The organism is Arthrobacter sp. NA-172 (genome assembly GCF_043952055.1).
In the GTDB taxonomy this organism is placed as follows: Bacteria; Actinomycetota; Actinomycetes; order Actinomycetales; family Micrococcaceae; genus Arthrobacter.
This window is the reverse complement of record NZ_JBINOT010000001.1, coordinates 1,868,491-1,888,201: the sequence shown is the minus strand read 5'-3', so window position 1 is coordinate 1,888,201 and position 19,711 is coordinate 1,868,491. Positions and strand designations below refer to the sequence as shown.

Below are 19,711 nucleotides of genomic sequence, written 5' to 3'. Positions count from 1 at the left end.
CATAGGCATGCCAGCGCCATGCGTTCACCGTACGGGCCGCGAGAGATGCGCCGCTCCCTGTGGGGGCGCGCTCACGGCCAAACGGAAGTACGACAACGGCGAGCGCGACGCCGGGCTGTCGAACAAGCGTGCGTGCGGCATGGTCGCAAGGACTTAATTTCAGCGCGGTGGGGGCAACGCGACGGATTCGATGAATGTGTCGGCGAGCCAGACGGGGGAGCTAGGTTCAGCCCCCAGATGTCGTCCGTCACCCGTCCAGATGTGATTCATCCCAAACCGATCACCGAATTGTGGGTGCGGTCGAGGGGTGGTGGAAGCACTGGTACCGTGACCCTTTTCTCAACCTCTTCCCTATAGGCATCGGGAAAACGACCGGCTTCGCACGTCCACGTTCCCGGGGGACCGGCCACGAAGCTATGCGATGTCCTATGCGTCATGAGGCGTCATTTCGAAGCGCTCCGTCGCCATGACGGCCGCTCTCTCCGTTCCTTTGCCAAATTCCTCTGGCACTCTTCAACTCAACACCTGTTCTTATGGAACATTTAACAGTTAGGATACGCAATGTGTGGTTAAAGGGTTCGCCGCCTAAGGGCGCCTGCATGGTTCTGTTCCGATGGACTGATTTTGCCTCACTGGTAAAAGTCATGGGCCCAGTAAGGCGGCCATTGTTTCTCTCCGATAACCAGAGGGAAGGCGATAACCGTTCTAACGCAAATGCGATTCAACTTGCGTGGGGACTATCGATAATACGAAGGACCGGCCGATTAAGTGACTGATCTAAAGATGCCATTTTTCAGCCGGCCCGAAACTCAGGAGTCTATTGAGGACTTAGTCTCCGGGAAGTCCTTGACTTTATTCTGTGGAGCTGGCGTCACAATTGGAAATACCGGTCTCGGTTGGAAAAAACTGGTGGCAGAACTCATTCTGTCCGATGGTCGCTCTCGCAAAACCCCGCGAGCGATTCGACGTCAGGTTGCTTTGGAGAGAATGTACTCCTCTGATGGAATTACACCCGACCAATTTGCGTCGATCGTGATCGAAAGCCTTCAAACATGACAATTCTCTGGACGATGACAAGTTGCAAGGTTTTCTTGGTGATAAGCTATCTCAGATTCTGTATCGCGAAGATCAGTGGAACAGGGGGCTAATTACTGGAAATATTGCCCAACTCGCTGTCTACGCTGCCATGAGCGGACGGCCGGTTAAGATCCTAACAACGAACTATGATACTCATATTGAGAACGCTTTCCATGACCTCATAAAGAGGCTTAGAGCCGAGACTAGCGATGGAATTCCAACTCCCAACTGGCCAGGCCTCCGTTGGAGAACAGTGTGCGCTCCAAATGTCACCGAGGAAGTCGTGGAAGAAGCCCCGCCGACCGGAGAGGCGATAGAAATCGTCTATCTCCACGGGCGAGTGTCCAAAGACGGGCGGGCTGACGGCTTGGTGGTTCTCACTGAGTCGGACTACGCCTGCTCGCTCGAACCCGTCCTCGCGGAACTGACGGCGTCTTTTTGTCTTCCGGAGACAAGGGTGTTGATCATAGGCTCCAGCTTGACCGATCCGCCTCTGGTGAAGGCGCTCGCTTTGACGAAGCACCCATCCAGGCTGCGTGTCGCGCTTCAAACCTTGCCGGATGATCTTGAAACGCTCTCGGCCCGCGATGCTGCGCCGGCTGTTGATCTCCTAGACAAACGCAGTCAGCATCTTGGTATTCGGATGCTCCACCCGTTGAACTATGGACAAATAGCCCAATTTCCCGAAGAGACTTCAATCTGTCTCGTGCACCGTGCTCTCGGGGCAAAAGTAGGAAGCTATCGCGCAAAGAAAACAGGAGTTCGTTACGGTCAGCGCCTTAACTACTGGTGGCCGCAGTGGCAGAAAAGGTTGCCGCCAGACCATACTCAGTCAGATTTTGACACGCTTCGCGATGTACTTGCGGCTGCCCCAAAGTTCCTGCGGAATGGAAAATCTGATGAATCATTTCGGCTGGAATTGTGGGTACGCCGCGATGTCGATCTGGAAAGACGGAGCGTTACTCTCTGGGCGAATAGCGTCGGGCCCATAGTGGAGCGGGGCTTCCTTCGTACGGAGCTAATAGTACATAATTCCGCCAATTCATCGGTGCGGGCGCTCATGGCGGGGAAGCCCACTCGCAATCACATCGCGGGACTGAACCTTTCGTCTGAGTCCTCCCGTTGGAAGTCATTTCTGTCCGTGCCAATATATGTTCAGGTTCACCCCAATCTGATGCTTGGTGGGGGAGTGCCCGTCGGCGTTATTACACTCGCCGGTTCGGGCGATAAAGAAACTGGCATGCTTTATCAAGCGAGCGATGGACATCTTCAGGAGCTCATATATTTTTTAATTGCAGGAGGCCGAAGAATACTCTCAATTAGAGAATAGCCTGCTCAAGCGCCTATTTTTTGGTGCTCGAATTCTGTTGGATCTTGTTGATGTCCCGCAAGAATATTCGCGCGCCATTTCGATGCTCTTCTTGATTGATCTGCGAAGCTTCTTTTGTGGCCTGCGAGATTAGACGCTCGCGATCACGCTCAGCCAAAGACTTACTGCCACGCGTGAACGCGCGATTAATTTGCACAGATTTGTCCTTCCTTCGGTTTCTCCACAGACTACACCTCGCGATGGGATGGTGCACCGCTTCGTCGTCGGCGTGCGTGCATAGTCATCGTGACCGACTGCCTTTGCCATCAGACCTCCAAGGATCGCGGTTGGTGGTCTCGAAGATTGGCCTGAAGGGGGCTCATTACGGATAAGGTGCCCTGTTTACGAAGGGACATCTGGGCATCATGCATTGACTGCGTATAAGCGGCTATTTCAACCCGGATCGGACGAACGCATCCACCACATAGCGCTGCAGGAAGATGTAGATCAGGAAGATCGGCAGGCATGCGAGCGAGGACGCTGCCATGATGGCGCCCCAGTTGTTGCCCTCTGCGCCAAGGAAGCCTCGGATGCCTACCTGAATGAGGGCGTCGGACTTCTGCATGATCAGCGAAGGCCACAGGTATTCGTTCCAGGCGCTGATGAAGAGCATGATTCCCAGGGCTGCCAGCGCTGGCCGCAGGTTCGGAACCACCACCTCCCAGAGCGTCCTCCACGAGGAACGGCCGTCCATCTGGCTGGCGTCCAGGAGGTCCTTCGGGAAGGCTTCGAGGTGCTGACGGAGCATCATGACGGCGAAGGCCGAGCACAGTTGGGGGAGCACCACGCCGGTGATGGTGTTCAGTAGCCCCATCTGGGAGACCAGCAGGTAGTTGGGAATCATGGTGACCTGGAAGGGCACCAGCCAAGACCCCACGAACAGCAGGTACAGGGCCTTCTTCCCGGCAAAATCCCAACGCGCGAAACCGTAAGAAGCCAAGATAGCCACGAGCAACTGGGACGCCGCCAATGTCAGCGCCATGCCGAAGGTATTCCCCAGCATGCCTGCGATCGGGATGGTCTTGAGGACGTACTGGAAGTTTTCCAGGCTCAGGGGCCCCGGCAGCGGGTTGATGGACAAAGCGTCCGACGGCGGTCGGAACGCCGTGACGAACATCCAGTAGATGGGGAAGATCGAGATGACCGCGAGGGCAATCAGCAAAACGTGGCTGGGCGCAGTCCGCAAAAACGCAAAGCGCACGCGCCCTGGCTTGGCGAGCGGCGCCGTCGTCGGAGTTTTCCTTGCCGTCAGGGCTGTCGAAGCATCCAAGGAACCAGGCTGGGCCGGCGGGGCGATGGTGATGAAGGCCATGGTGGTTCTTTCTAGTTGTCGTAGAAGCTAAGTCGTTCGGAGAGTTCCACGAAGACCAGGGCGATCAGCCCGAATCCGAGGAAAAAGAGCGTTCCCGCAGCGGAAGACAGGCCGGCGTCGAAATTCCTGAAGCCGAATTGGTACAGGAGGTAGTAGATGTTGGTCGACGAGTTCCCCGGGCCGCCCTGCGTCACGAGGTCGATGATGGGATATGTCCACTGCGCAGACAAAAGGATGGTCATGAGCGAAAGGAAAACCAGGCTTGGCGACAGCAGCGGAATGATGATCCGCCAGGTGATCTGCCTGCCGCTGGCGCCGTCGATCGATGCGGCTGCTGCGTAGTCGGGGCTGATGCCGGCCAGCCCGGCGGAAACCACCAGCACTCCGAAGCCCAGCATCTGCCAACCGACGATCACGATCACCGCGATCATCGATCCGTCGGGATCACGGAAAACGTCACCCATCGGGGCGCCAAGGGCAGCGGCGATCGCGGGAATCGTGCCGCCATCGGGGGCGAAGAGCCACCGCCAGATGGCGCTGCTGGCCACGGGAGTAATGAGGAAGGGGACGAAAATAAGTGCCTGGTAGGCGGTGCGGGCCTTGCCTTGGACCTTGCGGGAGAGCAGCGCGAATACGAGCGGCAGCGCAACGGAAATGGCCAGGAACGCCAGGATGTACAAGCCGGTGTTGATGAGGGCCTGGTGCAGTTCGGGCAGGCTCAGGACCTTCGCGTACTTCTGCACGTCAACGTACTGCTTGGGCCTGGTGGGGATCAGGTTCCAGTCCTGGAAGGACAGGTTGACCGTCTGGCCCAGCGGCCAGTACGTCCAGACGAGCAGCAGGACGACGGCGGGCAGGATGTAAAGGTAGGGGCTCAGGGCGCGGCGCTTGGGGCGTCGGTTAGCCGGGCGCCCGGCCGGGCCGGCAGGAGCAATGCCCGCTGCTGGCCCGGCGGTCTCGATGAACATTCTTTCGGTTTCCTCTCGGAACTCTTGCCGCGGTCAGCGGTTGCTGCCGGCGAGCTCGCCGTCGGATGCTTCGGCGGTGGAGGGCTCGACGTCGGACTCCTCACCGGAAGCACCCATCACGGCGGTGGCCTCTTCGAGCGTCATCTTCTCGAAAGCTGCCATCTGTTCGGCCGTGACCGTGTACACGGTGGAGAATTCGCCGATCGGCACAACGGAGCTGAGCATCTTGTCCTGGTAGAGGTGGATCAGGTTGAACGCCTGGGCGCCGTTCTGGCCGCGCATTGAGCCCTGGGCGACGTTTAGGTCCTGGGTGTAGCACGTGGCCGAGGCAACCGTCACGGGAGCACCGCCGAAGCTGCTGAAGGTGGAATAGTGCAGGTGGCCGGCCAGGATGCCGCGGACATCGGTGCCTTCGATGACCTTTTCGAATCGGCTCTGCTCACGCAGTTCGAACTTGGCCATGATGGGCAGCGGGCTAGGGACCGGCGGGTGGTGCAGGGCGATGAGGGTGCCGTGCGGTGCCGGGGTGGCCAGGACCTCTTCGAGCCACGTCAGCTGCTCGTCGGAGATTTCGCCGTGGTGCTTTCCCGGAACCGTGGAGTCCAGGGCGATGATCCGGAGGCCGTTGACGTCGTGGACCATGTCAACGGACTCCTGGCCGGCGTCGGAGTCCAAGAGGCCGGTGCGGAAGGCTGTGCGCTCGTCGTGGTTGCCCATGACCCAGATGATCTTGGCGCCGAGTTCCTCGGCCACCGGCTCCACCATGTTGCGGAGGCGGACGTAGGCATCGGGGCGGCCGGTATCGGCGAGGTCGCCGGTGAAGACGATTGCTTCGGGCTTGACCTGTGCCTTGACGAAGTCGCGGAACAGCTGGCGGAGGTTCTCGTCGCTGTCCACGCTGCCGTGCAGGAGCTCGTTGTCGGCCACGAAGTGCGTGTCGCTGATGTGCAGGATGAAGTGCTCGGGGGCGGGGTGCTGAAGTTCGGTGCTCATGGTTCTTCTCCTTGTAAGTAGGGGTTCTTAGCGGGTGGAGCTGATGGTCAGGACGTCCCTGAGCCGTTCGATATCGGCGTCGCTGAAAGCGTGCGCCTGAAGCAGGCCTGTGGCGCTGCCGTACATTTCGTCTATGAGGTCCAGCGTGGTTGCCAGGACGGCGGCGGGGCTCGCGGAGATGATTTCCCGGAGTTCCTCGCCGATTCCCGCCAGCCCGGGGTGATCGGAAACGGCGGCCATCATGGCTTCGCTCCATTCGCCCCGCAGGTTCCCTTCGCTGGCCGCGTAGTCGAGGATGACTTGCTTGCGGTCCACCCCTGCTGCCAGGAAGCGCCAGGGCAATCACGACGCCGGTGCGGTCCTTGCCCGCGGTGCAGTGGACCAGCACGGGGTCGGTCCCGGAGTTCGCGATGAGGCGAACGGCGTCGGCGACGCGCTGGGCGTGGTTGCGGATCATGAGCCGGTAGATGTCCACCAAAGTGGTGATCTCCGCGGTACCCGGCACGTTGCCCTCTTCGAAGATCGGGTTGTGCCTGGTGTCCACGGCGAGACCGTCGAGTTTGCTGGGTGATTTTTCCAACTCGGTGCGGTCACGCAAGTCGATGACCAAACGGATGCCAAGCTCCGAGAACTGGCGGCGTCCGGCGTCGGTCAATCCGTGTAGTGCATCGGAGCGGAAGAGCTTGCCTTCGCGGACCGTCCGAGCGGCGGCAGCGCCTGCGGCGCTCGCGACATCGCCCGCTGTGCTCGCGGCGGCGTAGCCCGCCGTGCTTCGGAAGTTGTAGGTGCCCTCCACGGGGTAGGGACGGTTGCGGGTTCCGAAGATTGCGTCCTCGGTTGTGGCTGTCACGGTTGGTGTCCTTCTGGATCGGAGGGAGAGCTTAGGGGATCAGGTCCTGGGCGCGCTTCTGGGCGTCGGCCATGGTGGTTTTTGCGTCCTTGCCGTAGTAGACGACGTTCTCCACGGCCTTGCCGAGGATGTCGTCGATCTGCACGTAGCTGTTGCCCGGGTAGGAAACCCACGGCTGGAGGCGGTCAAGCTGGGCGAGGTTCGGCGCCAGGAGGGGGTTCTTCTGGGCCCAGTCGTAGAGGGAGCCGCCGGCAGCCGTCAGCGAGGTGCGCAGTGGCAGGTAACCGATCTTGGTGGAGATCTGCTCGTAGGCGTGGTCGCTGGTCATGAACTTGATCAATTCCCAGCCGGCGCGCTGCTTCGCGGGATCCTGCGAGAGGACGAACAGGGCCGAGCCGGAGTTGGTGGGGACAGCCGGCTTGGATCCGAAGGAGGGCATGCCGGCTGCTTTAAGTTCCCAGCCGCCCTTCGTGGCAGCGGACATGAACGATCCCTGCAGCGCCGAAGTGGTCAGGATGAAGGCGGTGTCGCCCTTCGGGAGGCCTTCGGACTGGGCGCTGCTGTTTGCGTTGCGCAGCACGCCGTCCTTCGTCAGCTGAGCGAGCTTCGTAACGGTGTCAACGGCCGCGTCTGAGCCGAATCCGATGGTCTTGCGGTCATCGGAGAGGACCTGTGCCCCGTTCGACTTGAACATGCCCTGCATGCACCAGTTGCCGCCGATGCTCGCGCACGAGATATCCAGGGACGGCTTTCCTGTTTTAGCGGAAACGGCCTTGGCGGCCGCCTCGACCTTGTCCCAGGTGGAGAGGTCCGGGTTGGTCACTCCGGCTTCGGCGAGCTTGGTGGCGTTGTAGAAGAGGACGGGCGTAGAGAAAACGTACGGGATGCCGTAGGTTTTGCCGTTCCAATCGGCCAGGTGCTTCGCGTTGGGGGCGAAGGGGTGGGCGCCTCCGAGGGCATCGTCCACGGCCTTCTGGCCTACGAGGTCACTGATCGGCTGGGCACCGAGCTGGGTGGCGGCGAAGTCCAACGAATCGAAAGTGAGTTGCGCGACGTCGGGCGCGTGGCCGGCGAGGAGCTGGGTCTGGACGCTGCTGACCGTGTTGGACCCGACGTTGCCGCCGCCCTGCGGTGCTTGGGCTGTGACGTGGATGTTCGGGTGGGCCTTCTCGAAATCTGCGACGAGGCCTTTGACGGTGTCTGTCCAGACGCCGGCTTGGGCCAGGTGCTGTAGCTTTCGAACGTGATGTTTACCTGCTGATCGGATTTCAGTTCCGGGATCTGGTTGGCCGCGGTGCTGGCTTGCGACGTGCCGGAGCAGCCCGCGAGTGCCAAGGCGGCCGTGCCTGCGGCGATGGTCAGTGCAATTGAACGGAGAGGGCGCACAATACTTCCTTGACTGGGTTGGGTTGGGTGGGGGTGTTGATTCCGGGTTGGGGTCCGAAAAAGGGGGAGAAAGCCGGAGCTAGATTGAGGCTGCTGGCTGCGCAGAGCTGGCGGCCGACGCGTGCTGTGCGTCTGCCTGCCATTCGAGGCGGCGGCCGCTTGCACGGTCGAAGAGGTGGAGGTTCTTGGCGTCGGCACCGAGCACGACGGCGTTGCCCGGTTCCCAGTGCTGGCCGCGCGGGGTGCGGACGGCCACGCGGTTCTCGCCGACCCGGCAGTAGACGACTTGTTCGCTGCCGAGGTTTTCCGACAGGTCAACCACACCCCGCAGGGCTGCTCCGGAGCTCGGCGCGGCTGCGGCAGAACCGGGTGCATGGATGCTCAGGTGCTCGGGGCGGATGCCGAGCACCACGTCCCGCGGCGGTGTTTCGCCGTCCCACAGCACGGCCTCCATGGACGGTGCCATGACCGTGATGGAGCCGTTGCTGGTGGAAAGTTCGGCATTGATCAGGTTGGTGGCGGGGGAGCCCAGGAAGCCTGCGGCGAAGACAGATGCGGGCCTGTCATAGAGTTCTTCCGGCGTGCCGAGTTGCTCGAGTTGGCCGCCGTTGAGGAGCGCGATCTTGGTGGCCATGGTCATGGCTTCCACCTGATCGTGCGTGACGTAGATGAAGGTCGCACCGAGCCTCTTGTGCAGCCCGGCGAGTTCCTGCCGGGTCGCGGTGCGGAGCTTGGCATCCAGGTTGGATAGCGGTTCATCCATGAGGAAGGCCTTGGGCTCGCGCACCAGGGCCCTTGCCACGGCGACGCGTTGGCGCTGGCCGCCGGATAGTTCCTTGGGTTTGCGGTCCAGCAGGTGGCCTATTTCCACCATCTCGGCCACGGCTTCCACGCGTTTCTTGACTTCCTGTTTGTCGGTGCGACGCACGTGGAGCGGAAAGGCCAGATTCTTGGCAACGCTCAGGTGCGGGTACAGGGCGTAGCTCTGGAACACCATGGCCAAGTCGCGCTTTTTGGACGGAGCGGCAGTGATGTCCGTTCCGTCCAGTTCGAGCGAGCCAGACGTCGGTTCGAGCAGTCCCGCGATCATGCGGAGCAGCGTGGTCTTGCCGCAGCCGCTGGGGCCGAGCAGGACCAGGAAATCACCGTCTTCGACGGTGAGCGATACGTTCTTTACCGCCGACACGTTCTTGAATGAACGCGACAGCTGGTTGAGCACAAGTCGGCCCACGAGCACCTCCGGGGAAACGATGTTTCCTAAATCGAATTATTTAGGAAACGTCTTACCCTTGAAGGGTGAGGCTCGATTATTAACAGTCGGTGCGGAGTTGATGAACTCCCCATACGCAGACAGGAAACAGTTGAAACTGCCCGCGTTTCGCGCCGAAAGCTATTCCGGGTCTTCCACGATGTGGAGGACTTCCTCGAAGACCGCCGAGCGAGCACGTTCGACGTCGGGAGAGCCGGCCGTCACGGCAGCATGCAGGGCCGACAGCACCAGCATCTGGACGATATTCCCAATGGGCAGCTGGTCGTTCCAGGAATGGAATTCCGCTCCGGCCACAAGTGTGTGGGTCGAGAGATCGGCGAGTTCGGACTTCGCGTAACTGGTTACGCCGATCACCGTGGCCTTGCGTTCGGCCGCTATCCGGGCTGAGCCGATCGTGAAGGAGTTCATTCCGCTGTCACTCACGGCGATGCAGACATCCCCCTCGGAAAGAAGTTTGGCCGAGATGTGCTGGGAAACAATGTCGGAGGGTGCTTCGCACCGGACTCCGGCCGTGAGGAACCGCAGGGCGAGGGACTGGGCAGGAGTCAGGGAGGCGCCGTTGGCCACCACCAGCAGGCGTCCGCCCTGCCGGATCGCCTCCACCGCGGCGTCGAAGGCTCCGAAATCCAGTGAGCCCAACGCGCCGCGGATATCGTGGGCCGCCCGGGAAAAGATTCCTGAGACCAGGTGTTCCGAGGATCCGGGATCGCCTGTTGCCCCCGACTCCACCTGTTCGAGGCTGTCCCGCGCCGCAGCGCCCAAGTCACGCAGCAGCACCTGCCGCAAGTGCTGGAACCCGTCAAAGCCCATGCTCTTACACGCCCGCACGATCGTGGCCGGAGATGTCCCCGTCCGGGTGACCAGGTCCGCCACCGACATCCTTGCAACGGTCTCCGGGGAATCAAGGCACAGTTGGGCCACCCGCTGTTCGCTGCGGGCCAAGGACGGGAAAATCGATTTGATGTGGGCGCGGGAACCGCCCACGGGTGGCTCGGACTTGTACGGGTTCATGGGCCTTTCATACCAGACTCACTTGAATAGCGAACCAGCAGCGCCCAAACCGGAGGCGGCAGGAACGGTTCAGTCGAGCGCCACGGTTCAGTCGAGCGGCAGCGTGACCGTTACACAAGTACCGGTGCCGGGTGTGGAAACGACCGAGACTTCGCCACCTACTTCGTGAACAGCAATGGACATCAAGCGGAGTCCGAAGCCGTGATTCCCGCCGATGGGCGTGGCCTTGCTGTCGAAACCGGAGCCGTTGTCCGTGACAGTCAGCCGGATCCCGTGGAAGACGGCGGCGAGCCGGACCGTGACGTCGTGGGCTTGCGCGTACTTGTAAGCGTTGCTGAGGGCTTCCTTGGCTACGTGGTAGAGCAGGGAAGCGGAGCCGGACGAGATTTCGATGCCATGGTGGGGAGTCTCCCAGTGGATTTCAGTGCCCTGGCGGCGGAGCGGTGCGGCCAACCGATCGATGCAGCCGGCGAGCCCCAACGCGTGGAAGTCAAGGGGTTGCTGATCGGTGATAACGCCGTTGATGGCGGTTACCTCGTCCCGAGCTGTTTGTGCCTTCATCGCCGGTCCTGCTCCCCTTGCAGCTTTGGTGCTTTCGCCGGCGAATGGGTTCCGCCTTTGCTTGCATTAAGACTGGACCCCGAGGCTCAAGAAACCCGCGATATTTTGTGAGTTTCGTCCTAATTTTTATCAGAAAACTGCAAGGGTGCGCCCAGACGAAAGGAAACCGACGACGGCGGGTGGAGCCGGCCAATCCCGGCGAGCACCGCACACGCGAGATAGACGACCGTCACCACACACCATCCCGCCACGAATCCGCTGAACGCGGACAGCAGTCCACCCATCGCCAGCGGCCCTGCGGCGAAGCCTAGATACAGCCCCAGGGCCACTCGGCCCGACGCTGCGCCGACCTTGTTGGAAGGGATTTCGCGCAGCATTCCGGCCATGACCACCACGTTGATCGCCAGGCCCATCGCGCCGTGGAGGAGCACCCCGCACCAAAGGAGGATGCCCGAATGCGCCAGCCCTGCGCTGAGCAGGAGGGCAGAGCCCGTGGCAGCGCCCAGGCCCAGGACTATTAAAAGGGTGAACGGGTTGCCTTTTCCGACGATCCGCTGCCCCCACACAATGCGCGAGGCTACGCCGACGGCGCCGGCGGCGGCCGCCGTCAGTCCTGCGGTAACAAGGGACAACCCGACGTCGTGCTGGGAGAAGAGCGGTAGGTAGACGTTGGTCGCCTGGATGCCGAACCCTGAGAGCAGGGCATAGACGGTGTACACCCACACAATTCCCGGAAGACGGACCGGTCCAGCCTTCGGTCCAGTCTTCCGTCCGGTGTCCGGGGACAGCCGGACACCGGACGGAATCAGCCTCCACGACACGATGAGCAGGACCAAGGCAAGGGCGCAACTGAGGCCGGCAATTCCCCGCCACCCCGCTACCAACGCCACGGCGGGGAAAGCGACTCCGGCGAAAAATTGGCTGCCCTGCACGCCGGATTGCTTTACGCCGATCCATCCGGCGCGCTTTTGCGCCGGTACGTGGTCCATCACCAAGCGGTTGGTGGCCGGGTTGGAGATGGCCTGTGCGGCACCTGAAAGAACCGCAGCGGCCACGAGCCAAAAGATGTTTCCCGCCAATGCGGCCAACGCCATCGAGGCGGCAGCGCCGCCGAAGATCAGGCAGATCTGGGTCCTTCCCCGCATCTGGTCGCTGAACCGGCCGAGCACTCCCGAGCTGAGCCCGGCGGACAGGAAACAGACCGCTGCCAGCAGTCCGAACTGCCCGGGAGTGATCTGCAGGCTGTCGATGACGAGGCTGCTGGTTGCGCTCAGGCCGTACATCAGAAGCGGTCCCACGCCCATGGCGCAACTGAGCACAAACAGCAGTCCTGCGCCTGCGGGCTTCTGCTGGAGCCGCAAACTGCTATGCCTCAGTCTTGACGATGACTTTGACCTCGTCGGGGCGTTCATTGACGAAGAACATCGCAACCATTCCGATCAGCGGTCCGACGGCGAGGGCGCCAAGGGCGGCCATGAATGAGTTGTTGCTTGCTGCAAAGACGCCGCCAACGGCGATTGGCACCAGGACACTTCCGAGCTGCCAGATTGCGTTGGTCAGGCCAGCTGCGGTTCCGACCATGTCGCTGCTCACGAGCCTCGGGATCAGGGCAACGATCATAGGCAGGTAGCAGTAAGCGGTGAGGCCCAGCAGGGGAGCGGCGATGAGGAAAGCTGGAACGCTGTCAAGCGTGCCGAAGATAATAAGCATGACCGCGAAGCCGCCCAGAACGATGATCGAAGGCACGCGGCGGGCGCCGTTGAACCTGTCCGCGACGAACCCGATGATCGGTTTGCCGAAGACGCCCAGCGCGGCGAACACTGCCACAATGATGCCCGCGGTGGCGGGGGCCACGCCGTGGCCTTTGATCATGAGCGCATTGGACCAGATCACGAAGCCGTACGTACCCCAGAATCCGCCGAATCCTGCCAAACCGACGAGCAGCAGGTTGCGGTTCCCGGAAAGGATGCGCCAAGCAGACGGGCGCTTGGCGCTGCCGGCGGCGTTGGCTGCGATGGCAGCCACAGGTCCGGGGCGCAGGATGATCCAGCAAAGAATGCCGGATACGACGGATGCGGCGCCGAAGAGGTGGTATGACGCGCCCCAGCCGGAGTGTGCGATGAGGAACGGAACGGCGAAGTTGGCGATGACCACTCCGAGCGATGTAGCGGAAGTGAAGATACCCATCACCTTCCCGAGTTCCTCCGGGCGGAACCAGCTGGAGAGCAGTTTGATACCGGCGGCGTAGTCGGCGCCGGCGAAGAAGCCGACGACGCCCTGTATGGCGATGCCGACAACTGCGGAGGTGGTCGATCCGAAGACCATCATGAAGATGCCTGCGCCGATCATCGAGACCGTGATCAAGAGACGGCCACCGATCTTGTCGGTGAGGAAGCCGCCGGCCGCGTTGGACACGACATACCCGATGTAGTAGGTGGTGGCGAAAATACCCAGGCTGGCGAGTGGGATGGCCAGGCTTTCGCCGACAAAGACTGACGACGGGCCCCATGTAGAGCGGTCCACGGACGTCATGGTGAAGGAAAACCAACAGAGGAGCAGGACCATCCAACGGTAGGCGTTACGGATTTCCGGCTGGGATGAGGTGGACGGGGTCAGGGCTGTTGTCACGGCGGGACTTCCTGTTTGCTGTGTGGCACAAGCGTTGAACTGCAGCTCTGTGCGGAGATTGGTGCGGCGCTTCCGGGCAGGCTCCGACGTTGGAGGTTACTTCCGGGCTTCGTCGGCCGGTGCTCCCAGGCGGGCGCCGCACTGGCGAATCTAGCAATCGTGATGGGGATCACGCAAGAAAAATGTCCATTAGGAGATCAAATGCGCGCAAAGCGGACGCTTTGGGGACACTAGGACTCGATGCCACTCCGAAGCTCCAAGGAGATGCGCGCCGCGCATTCCTGTAGGCGTGGCAAGAACTCGGCGATCATGGCCTTCTCCGGTATGGCTGCACTGTGGAGGGATGCGCTCAATGCCGCGATGACCGAGCCGTCCCGGGAGTGGAGAGGAACGGCGACGGCGCGGACGCCGACGTCGAGCAATTGGTCAACATAACCCCAGCCCTGCTTCCGTGTGGCGTCCAGGACATGCGTGAGTTGCTCCCGTTCCGCGGGGCCGAGGTGGTGGGCTCCCGATGCGTGCCTTGAGTCCTCCAGGTAGACGGCCAGCTTCTCCGGCGGCAATGACGCGAGCAGTACCTGGCCCAGCCCGGTCCGGTGGGCGGCAATGCGCGATCCCACCCTGATGGAGACCGCCAGGGCGCTGGGCGCGTTGACCCGATGGACGTATCGCACGTCCGCGCCGTCGAGCACGGCCACGGAGACAGAGGCCCCCAGTGCGCGGGCGAGCTGCTCGGTGTGGGGGCGCGCGACGTCGGCAAGCGACAGCTTGGGCAGGTAGGAATACCCCAATTCAAGGACCTGCGGGGTGAGTTCATACTGCCGCCCGTGGCTGGTGACATAGCCAAGATCGGCCAGCGTGTGCAGGAAGCGGCGGGTAGCGGACCGGGGGAGGCCGCAGCGTTTGGCTACCTCGGTCAGGTTCATCGTCGGGTGCCCGGCGTCGAAGGCGGTGAGTACCGCAATGCCCCGTTCGAGCGACTGGACCAGGTCCTTCGGGCGGTCGGCCCGTAACCGGTCTCCGGAGGTGTCTTTTGAGGCGGCGGAGCCTTCGTGGCGCATGCTTTTGCACTCTTTCGGTTCAGGGATTGCTGCGTTGAGTGTACCGGGGCGTTGAGTGTACCGGGGTGGGGCTTGACCCTCCGGGGTAAGGCGTGTCACAGTGCTACATAGCGCGCAAGTGCGCGGTATGCGGACGAAATAAACTTCAGATCCGATTTTCCCACTGCGCTCGTCGTTCTACCGATCCTCCTGAAAGGGCCATCATGCTGACCGAAGAACAGAACACCCTCCTGACCCAGACCGGAGCCGATACCCCGATGGGCCGGCTCTTCCGTCGCTACTGGATCCCCGCGCTCCTGGCAGAAGAGCTACCGGAGCCCGATTGCGCGCCGGTGCGCGTGAAGCTGCTCGGGGAACAGCTGATCGCCTTCCGCGACACCCAGGGCCGTCTGGGCCTCCTCGACGAGTTCTGTGCCCACCGCACCGCGTCTCTTTTCTTCGGTCGAAACGAGGAATGCGGACTGCGCTGCGCCTACCACGGCTGGAAGTACGACGTCGAGGGCAACCTCGTGGACATGCCCTCCGAACCCGAGGACTCCAAGTTCAAAACCCGCATCAAGCAGAAGGCCTACCCCTGCGTGGAGCGCGGCGGCGTCATCTGGACCTACATGGGCCCGGCTGAGCTGCAGCCCGAACTGCCTGAATTGGAATGGGCCATGCTTGGCGAAGGCCAGCGGTTCATCTCCAAGCGGCTGCAGGAGACCAACCATATGCAGGCCATGGAAGGCGGCATCGACTCCAGCCACGTGTCCTTCGCGCACCGCTTCAACCTCGACGATGATCCGATGCACTCGGGTACGGAGGGCAACAAATACCTCAAGGCGGACACCCGCCCGAAGTTCGAGGTGGTCGAGAGCGACGGCGGACTGCTGATTGGCGCGCGCCGCAACGCCAACGATGACGAGTACTACTGGCGCATCACCCAGTGGATCATGCCCTTCTACACGATCATTCCTCCGTTTGGCACGCATAACCCGCTTGGCGGCCACGCCTGGATCCCGATCGATGATGAAAACTGCTGGGCCTGGAGCTGGAACTACCACCCCACCCGCGACCTCACTGAGGCGGAGCTGGAATCCATGCGTAACGGCGACGGCATCCATGCCAAGTACATCCCGGGTACCTACCGGACGCTCGCGAACAAAAACAACGACTACCTGATGGACCGCGAGGCCCAGCGCCAGAAGAAGTCCTTCTCCGGCATCGAAGGCATCGCCGCTCAGGACTTCTCGCTGCAGGAAAGCATGGGAAGTATCGCGGATCGCACCAAGGAACGCCTGGGCACCTCCGACGCGGCGATCATCCTCGCCCGCCGCCGCCTCCTCGCCGTCCTCGACCTCCTCGACGAACCGATCCTGCCGGGCATGGCGGTGGAAGACCAGAGGGTCCGCTCTACTTCTGTCCTCCTTCCGAAGGAGACTCCGTTCCACGAGGGTGCCCGGGACGCGCTCGTTGTGGTCGAGGGCGAAAACTTCGTCTCCATCTAGTCCGTCACCAGCTCGCAGCGCCTACTGGAAGAGGCTGTACTTTCCGTGAATTACCAATACTCCACCTCGGTTGCCATGGCCGAGAACAAGATCGAAACCGATGCCAGACTCAAGGCGGGACGTCCGGACCGCGTCCGCGCGGCTGTTTCGACGCCGGATGTCACTACCGAGGTCCGGCACCTGGACGCCACGAGCGCCATCGGCGCCGTCGGTTGGCTGCGGGTCGAATCCTCCGCCGTGTGCGGCACGGATGTCAGCCTTTACCAGGCCGGGCTGGATTGGCCCACCGTGATGGGACACCACGTGGTGGGACGGATCACTGCCCTTGATCCGTCCCGGGCGCTGGCCTGGGGTGTGGAGGTCGGTGACCTGGTGGCATTGGAGGAATACCTGCCGTGCCTGCGCCCGGATTGCGAGGAATGCTCTACCCGGGGCCGCTACCGCATGTGTCCGCAGACCGATTTGTGGAAAGGGCGGCGCAGGGTTGGACTCATCTCTGCAGAGGAAGGCTCCGGACTCTACGGCGGAAATGCCGAGTACATGCAACTGAATGCCAACAGCATTGTGCACAAGCTGCCCGGCGACTTGGATCCGGACCTCGCGTCCTGAACCCAGCCTTTTGCCAATGCCGTGGACTGGACGGTTAACATCGGCGGGGTCCGCGAAGGCTCCACCGTCGTCGTTGTCGGTCCTGGCTATCACGGTGTCGCAGCCGTCGCCGCGGCCCGGGCAGCAGGGGCGAAGCGGATCATCGCAGTCGGACGATCTTCCGAGCGACTGGAGATTGCCGAAGCCCTAGGCGCCGTGCCGGTGGTCAATGATGACGGCACGGATCTTGGCACCCTGATCGACAGCGCCACCGCCGGACGCGGAACGGACCTCATCCTGGACACCGTCGGGCTCGGCCGGGCCGTGACCTCAGCCGCGGCAGGGACGCTGCGTAAACTCGGCCGGTTGGTCCTTGCCGGCTTGGGACCGGTGCCGGTTTCGGAGGTTGACCTCAAGGCCCTTGTCCGCGGCGCCAACACCATTACCGGTGTCCGTGGACGCTCTCCCGAGGCCGTGCGGCAGAGCATCGACATCCTCGCCTCCGGAACGTCAGGGCTGGAACTGGTCCCCACCACCCATGTGCCCCTTGAGGAAGTGGGCGAGATGCTCCACCGGCTTGCACGCGGCAAGGGTCCGGCCAGCCCTCACGTGGTCATCCGTCCACAGCCTGCCGGCGCATCTTCTTAGACGGCGCCCTCATAGACAAGGAAAACAAGCAATGACCTCCACACCCACGCGTCTCTCCTACGAGGCACGGATCCTGGTGGTGCCGCTCGGCGCTTCCGGCCACGCCCTGGTGCAGTCCATGGCCGGCAGTGGTCTCACCAATGTCCGGATTGTCATGGACGCCGGCCGGTCCGCCGCTTCCGTCCGGGACATCCATGCCGCTGCGGGCACCGCAGTCAAGGAAACGGTGGCGGACCTGGCATCATCCGCGGACATGATGATCCTGCTGGGCTCCGAACTGCTCGAGGTGCCCGGCGACTTCGTCGCGACGGTGGCCGGGGCCGCGCGTGCCAACGGCGTCCTCCTCGCCGGCGTCTTGGTGGATCAGCAGAACTGGGAGTCCGCCCAGGGCGCGGAGTCCATGGCGGTGCTGCGCCGCGAACTGGACATGCTCGTCTCCGTCCGGGACGTCAGCCTGGCCACAGCATTCATCGACGTCCTCAAAGGCGGACGCCGCAAAGCCGAGGCTGCCGGCGTCACCGCGCCAACCCACACGCCGGCCACAGAGAGCACCCCAAGGAGTGCATCATGAGCACCGAGACCACTGAACTGATGGTCCGTCAGCAGCGTTTGGAATCCGACGGCGTTCTTTCCCTGGTCCTGGAACATCCGGATGGCAGCGAGCTTCCGGCGTGGACACCCGGGGCGCACATCGACGTAGTACTCCCGTCGGGCACTGTGCGGCAGTACAGCCTCTGCTCTGATCCCACCGAGAAGACCCAGTACCGGATCGCCGTTCTCAACGATCCCAACAGCCGGGGTGGATCCCGTGAAATCCATGAAACCGTGCGGACCGGCAGCCTGCTGCCCTACCGCGGCCCGCGCAATCATTTTGAACTCCAACCGGCGCAGAATTATCTGCTCATCGCCGGTGGCATCGGGATCACGCCCATCTTGGCCATGGCCCGGCAAATCGCGCAGGGCGACGCCGGTTTGACCCTGATCTACGGCGGCAGGACCCGGGCCTCGATGGCTTTCCTGGACGAGCTGGCCGTTCTCGGTGGAACGGTGGAGATCGTTCCGCAGGATGAATACGGATACCCGGACCTGGAGGGAGCGATGGCAGCCGCACCGGCTGGCACCGCCGTGTATTGCTGTGGACCGGAACCACTGATCCGTGCCGTTGAACAGCTATGCGAGCGCCTCCTGGGTGCGGATGCCATGCACTTCGAACGCTTCGGAGCCCCTGCCGCGCCCACGCCCGGCGCCGGCAAGGCGGAGTCAGAGGACTCCGGAAGCAACGGAGGCCTGGCTGAGTTCGAGGTCGAACTCAAGAGGAGCAACTGCACACTGAAAGTGCCCGCGGACCGCACCCTTCTCGACGTCGTCCGCGACGTCAACCCCTCGATCCTTTTCTCCTGCGAGGAAGGCTTTTGCGGATCGTGTGAAACGAAAGTATTGGCCGGAATCCCTGACCACCACGACACGATCCTCAGCAAAGCGGACCGAGAGAAGAACGAGACGATGATGCTCTGCGTCGGCCGTTCGAAGACACCGTTGCTGGTCTTGGACGCCTGAGAGACGCCTGAGAAGGCGTACTCCAGCCAATCGCCGTCGTCGGAGTTATCCGGCGGCGGCGATGTCGTCGGCGATGCCTGCCGCAGCCCGTTCCACCTGGGGCAGCACGGTGGTGCGCAGGGCCTCGGTGCTCATCCGCGTGGCGTGTGCGGAGACGTTGACGGCTGCGAGGATGCCACCGGCGGCATTCCGCACGGGAACGGCGATGGACCGCAGTCCCTCGGTCAATTCCTGATCGGCGAGCGACCAGCCGTGCTCACCTGCCGCGGCGATACGCTTCCGGATTTCCCCGATGTTCATCGTGGTGTTTTCGGTGAGGCTTTCGGGGACCAGCGACTCCAGGTAGTCATTCAACTGCGCGTCGGGCAGGCCGGAGAGCAGGACGCGGCCTGTGGCTGTGGCATAGGCGGGCAGGCTGGTGCCGATGATGATGTTGACAGTCAGGACACGGTCCGCGTGGACCCGGTCCACGTAGATCACCCGGCCCTGATGCAGCACTGTCAACGATGCCGTCTCGCCCACCGCTTGAACCAGCGAGGCGAGGTGCGGGTGTGCAATGGTCGGCAGTTTGTGGCTGAGCAGATAAGCGTCCCCGAGCTCCAGGACGGCCGGCCGCAGGGAGTAGCCGCTGGCGTCAAAGGACAGATACCCCAGGTACTCCAGCGTGAGGACGAAACGCCGCGCCGCCGTCCGGGTGATACCGACGAGCTCGGCGACATCCGTGACGGACAATGGCCTGTCCTGATTGCTGAATGCCTTCAGCACGGACAAACCCCGCGCCAGTGCCTCTACATGGTCGGGGTCATTCCTCGTTGAATTTGGGGCAGTTTCCGGGTGGCTTGGCACTGTTCGAATCTATCCCATCGGGCGGCTGTCTAAAGGAATGACCCTTCAGGTTTGGCCCGTCGACGACGGCGGGTGGCAGCCGCCGTCGTCGTCGGGTAC

18 protein-coding genes and 1 pseudogene are annotated in these 19,711 nt (G+C 62.4%); 6 read left to right on the top strand and 13 right to left on the bottom strand.

Annotation, left to right across the window (positions count from 1 at the left end; genetic code table 11):
* Positions 1-1,078: 1,078 nt before the first annotated feature.
* The gene (locus tag ACF0H6_RS09335) at positions 1,079-2,407 is read left to right on the top strand and encodes an SIR2 family protein (protein WP_395249350.1); all 1,329 of its coding nucleotides are present in this window, start codon (positions 1,079-1,081) and stop codon (positions 2,405-2,407) included.
* 427 nt (positions 2,408-2,834) lie between these two features.
* On the opposite strand, the gene ACF0H6_RS09330 is transcribed toward ACF0H6_RS09335, so the two are convergent.
* The 12 genes and pseudogenes from ACF0H6_RS09330 to ACF0H6_RS09275 form a co-directional block, all read right to left on the bottom strand.
* Positions 2,835-3,758, bottom strand: coding sequence for a carbohydrate ABC transporter permease (locus ACF0H6_RS09330; protein WP_395249349.1), 924 nt, complete (start codon positions 3,756-3,758; stop codon positions 2,835-2,837).
* Between the two features lie 11 nt (positions 3,759-3,769).
* The gene (locus tag ACF0H6_RS09325; RefSeq protein ID WP_395249348.1) at positions 3,770-4,726 is read right to left on the bottom strand and encodes a carbohydrate ABC transporter permease; all 957 of its coding nucleotides are present in this window, start codon (positions 4,724-4,726) and stop codon (positions 3,770-3,772) included.
* Positions 4,727-4,759: 33 nt separating this feature from the next.
* The gene (locus ACF0H6_RS09320; RefSeq protein ID WP_395249347.1) at positions 4,760-5,719 is read right to left on the bottom strand and encodes a phosphodiesterase; all 960 of its coding nucleotides are present in this window, start codon (positions 5,717-5,719) and stop codon (positions 4,760-4,762) included.
* Between the two features lie 27 nt (positions 5,720-5,746).
* Positions 5,747-6,034, bottom strand: coding sequence for a tyrosine-protein phosphatase (locus ACF0H6_RS09315; protein ID WP_395249346.1), 288 nt, complete (start codon positions 6,032-6,034; stop codon positions 5,747-5,749).
* Between the two features lie 73 nt (positions 6,035-6,107).
* A pseudogene (locus ACF0H6_RS09310) lies at positions 6,108-6,515 on the bottom strand (tyrosine-protein phosphatase); the annotation flags it as partial.
* Between the two features lie 85 nt (positions 6,516-6,600).
* Positions 6,601-7,722 carry an extracellular solute-binding protein gene (locus ACF0H6_RS09305; protein WP_395249922.1) on the bottom strand — a complete coding sequence of 374 codons (1,122 nt, stop codon included), beginning with the start codon at positions 7,720-7,722 and terminating at the stop codon, positions 6,601-6,603.
* Between the two features lie 312 nt (positions 7,723-8,034).
* Positions 8,035-9,186: an ABC transporter ATP-binding protein gene (locus tag ACF0H6_RS09300; RefSeq protein WP_395249345.1), complete on the bottom strand. Its 1,152-nt coding sequence runs from the start codon at positions 9,184-9,186 to the stop codon at positions 8,035-8,037.
* A 159-nt stretch (positions 9,187-9,345) separates the two neighbouring features.
* Positions 9,346-10,236 carry a MurR/RpiR family transcriptional regulator gene (locus ACF0H6_RS09295; RefSeq protein ID WP_395249344.1) on the bottom strand — a complete coding sequence of 297 codons (891 nt, stop codon included), beginning with the start codon at positions 10,234-10,236 and terminating at the stop codon, positions 9,346-9,348.
* 87 nt (positions 10,237-10,323) lie between these two features.
* Positions 10,324-10,797, bottom strand: coding sequence for a sensor histidine kinase (locus tag ACF0H6_RS09290; protein WP_395249343.1), 474 nt, complete (start codon positions 10,795-10,797; stop codon positions 10,324-10,326).
* A gap of 119 nt (positions 10,798-10,916) precedes the next feature.
* Positions 10,917-12,158: a nitrate/nitrite transporter gene (locus ACF0H6_RS09285; RefSeq protein ID WP_395249342.1), complete on the bottom strand. Its 1,242-nt coding sequence runs from the start codon at positions 12,156-12,158 to the stop codon at positions 10,917-10,919.
* A 4-nt stretch (positions 12,159-12,162) separates the two neighbouring features.
* Entirely contained in the window at positions 12,163-13,425 is a 1,263-nt protein-coding gene (locus tag ACF0H6_RS09280; protein ID WP_395249341.1) for a nitrate/nitrite transporter, read from the bottom strand.
* Between the two features lie 230 nt (positions 13,426-13,655).
* A complete protein-coding gene (locus ACF0H6_RS09275) occupies positions 13,656-14,486 on the bottom strand; it encodes an IclR family transcriptional regulator C-terminal domain-containing protein (protein ID WP_395249340.1) in 831 nt (276 codons plus the stop codon).
* 203 nt (positions 14,487-14,689) lie between these two features.
* Between ACF0H6_RS09275 and ACF0H6_RS09270 the strand changes: the two genes are divergently transcribed.
* From ACF0H6_RS09270 to ACF0H6_RS09250, 5 genes are read left to right on the top strand one after another with little or no spacing between them, the layout of a single operon-like run.
* Complete coding sequence (locus tag ACF0H6_RS09270; protein WP_395249339.1) at positions 14,690-15,973, top strand: Rieske 2Fe-2S domain-containing protein; 1,284 nt, start codon at positions 14,690-14,692, stop codon at positions 15,971-15,973.
* Between the two features lie 45 nt (positions 15,974-16,018).
* The gene (locus ACF0H6_RS09265) at positions 16,019-16,582 is read left to right on the top strand and encodes an alcohol dehydrogenase catalytic domain-containing protein (RefSeq protein ID WP_395249338.1); all 564 of its coding nucleotides are present in this window, start codon (positions 16,019-16,021) and stop codon (positions 16,580-16,582) included.
* Positions 16,583-16,603: 21 nt separating this feature from the next.
* Complete coding sequence (locus tag ACF0H6_RS09260) at positions 16,604-17,209, top strand: zinc-binding dehydrogenase (protein WP_395249337.1); 606 nt, start codon at positions 16,604-16,606, stop codon at positions 17,207-17,209.
* A gap of 31 nt (positions 17,210-17,240) precedes the next feature.
* The gene (locus ACF0H6_RS09255; protein ID WP_395249336.1) at positions 17,241-17,780 is read left to right on the top strand and encodes a hypothetical protein; all 540 of its coding nucleotides are present in this window, start codon (positions 17,241-17,243) and stop codon (positions 17,778-17,780) included.
* Positions 17,777-18,766 (top strand): PDR/VanB family oxidoreductase, encoded by a 990-nt coding sequence (locus ACF0H6_RS09250; RefSeq protein WP_395249335.1) that lies wholly within the window; start codon positions 17,777-17,779, stop codon positions 18,764-18,766. The genes ACF0H6_RS09255 and ACF0H6_RS09250 overlap by 4 nt, the downstream gene beginning before the upstream one ends.
* Before the next feature lie 45 nt (positions 18,767-18,811).
* Here the strand turns inward: ACF0H6_RS09250 and ACF0H6_RS09245 are convergent, their stop codons facing one another.
* On the bottom strand, positions 18,812-19,612 hold the full coding sequence (locus tag ACF0H6_RS09245) for an IclR family transcriptional regulator C-terminal domain-containing protein (RefSeq protein WP_395249334.1): 801 nt from the start codon (positions 19,610-19,612) through the stop codon (positions 18,812-18,814).
* Between the last annotated feature and the right edge of the window lie 99 nt (positions 19,613-19,711).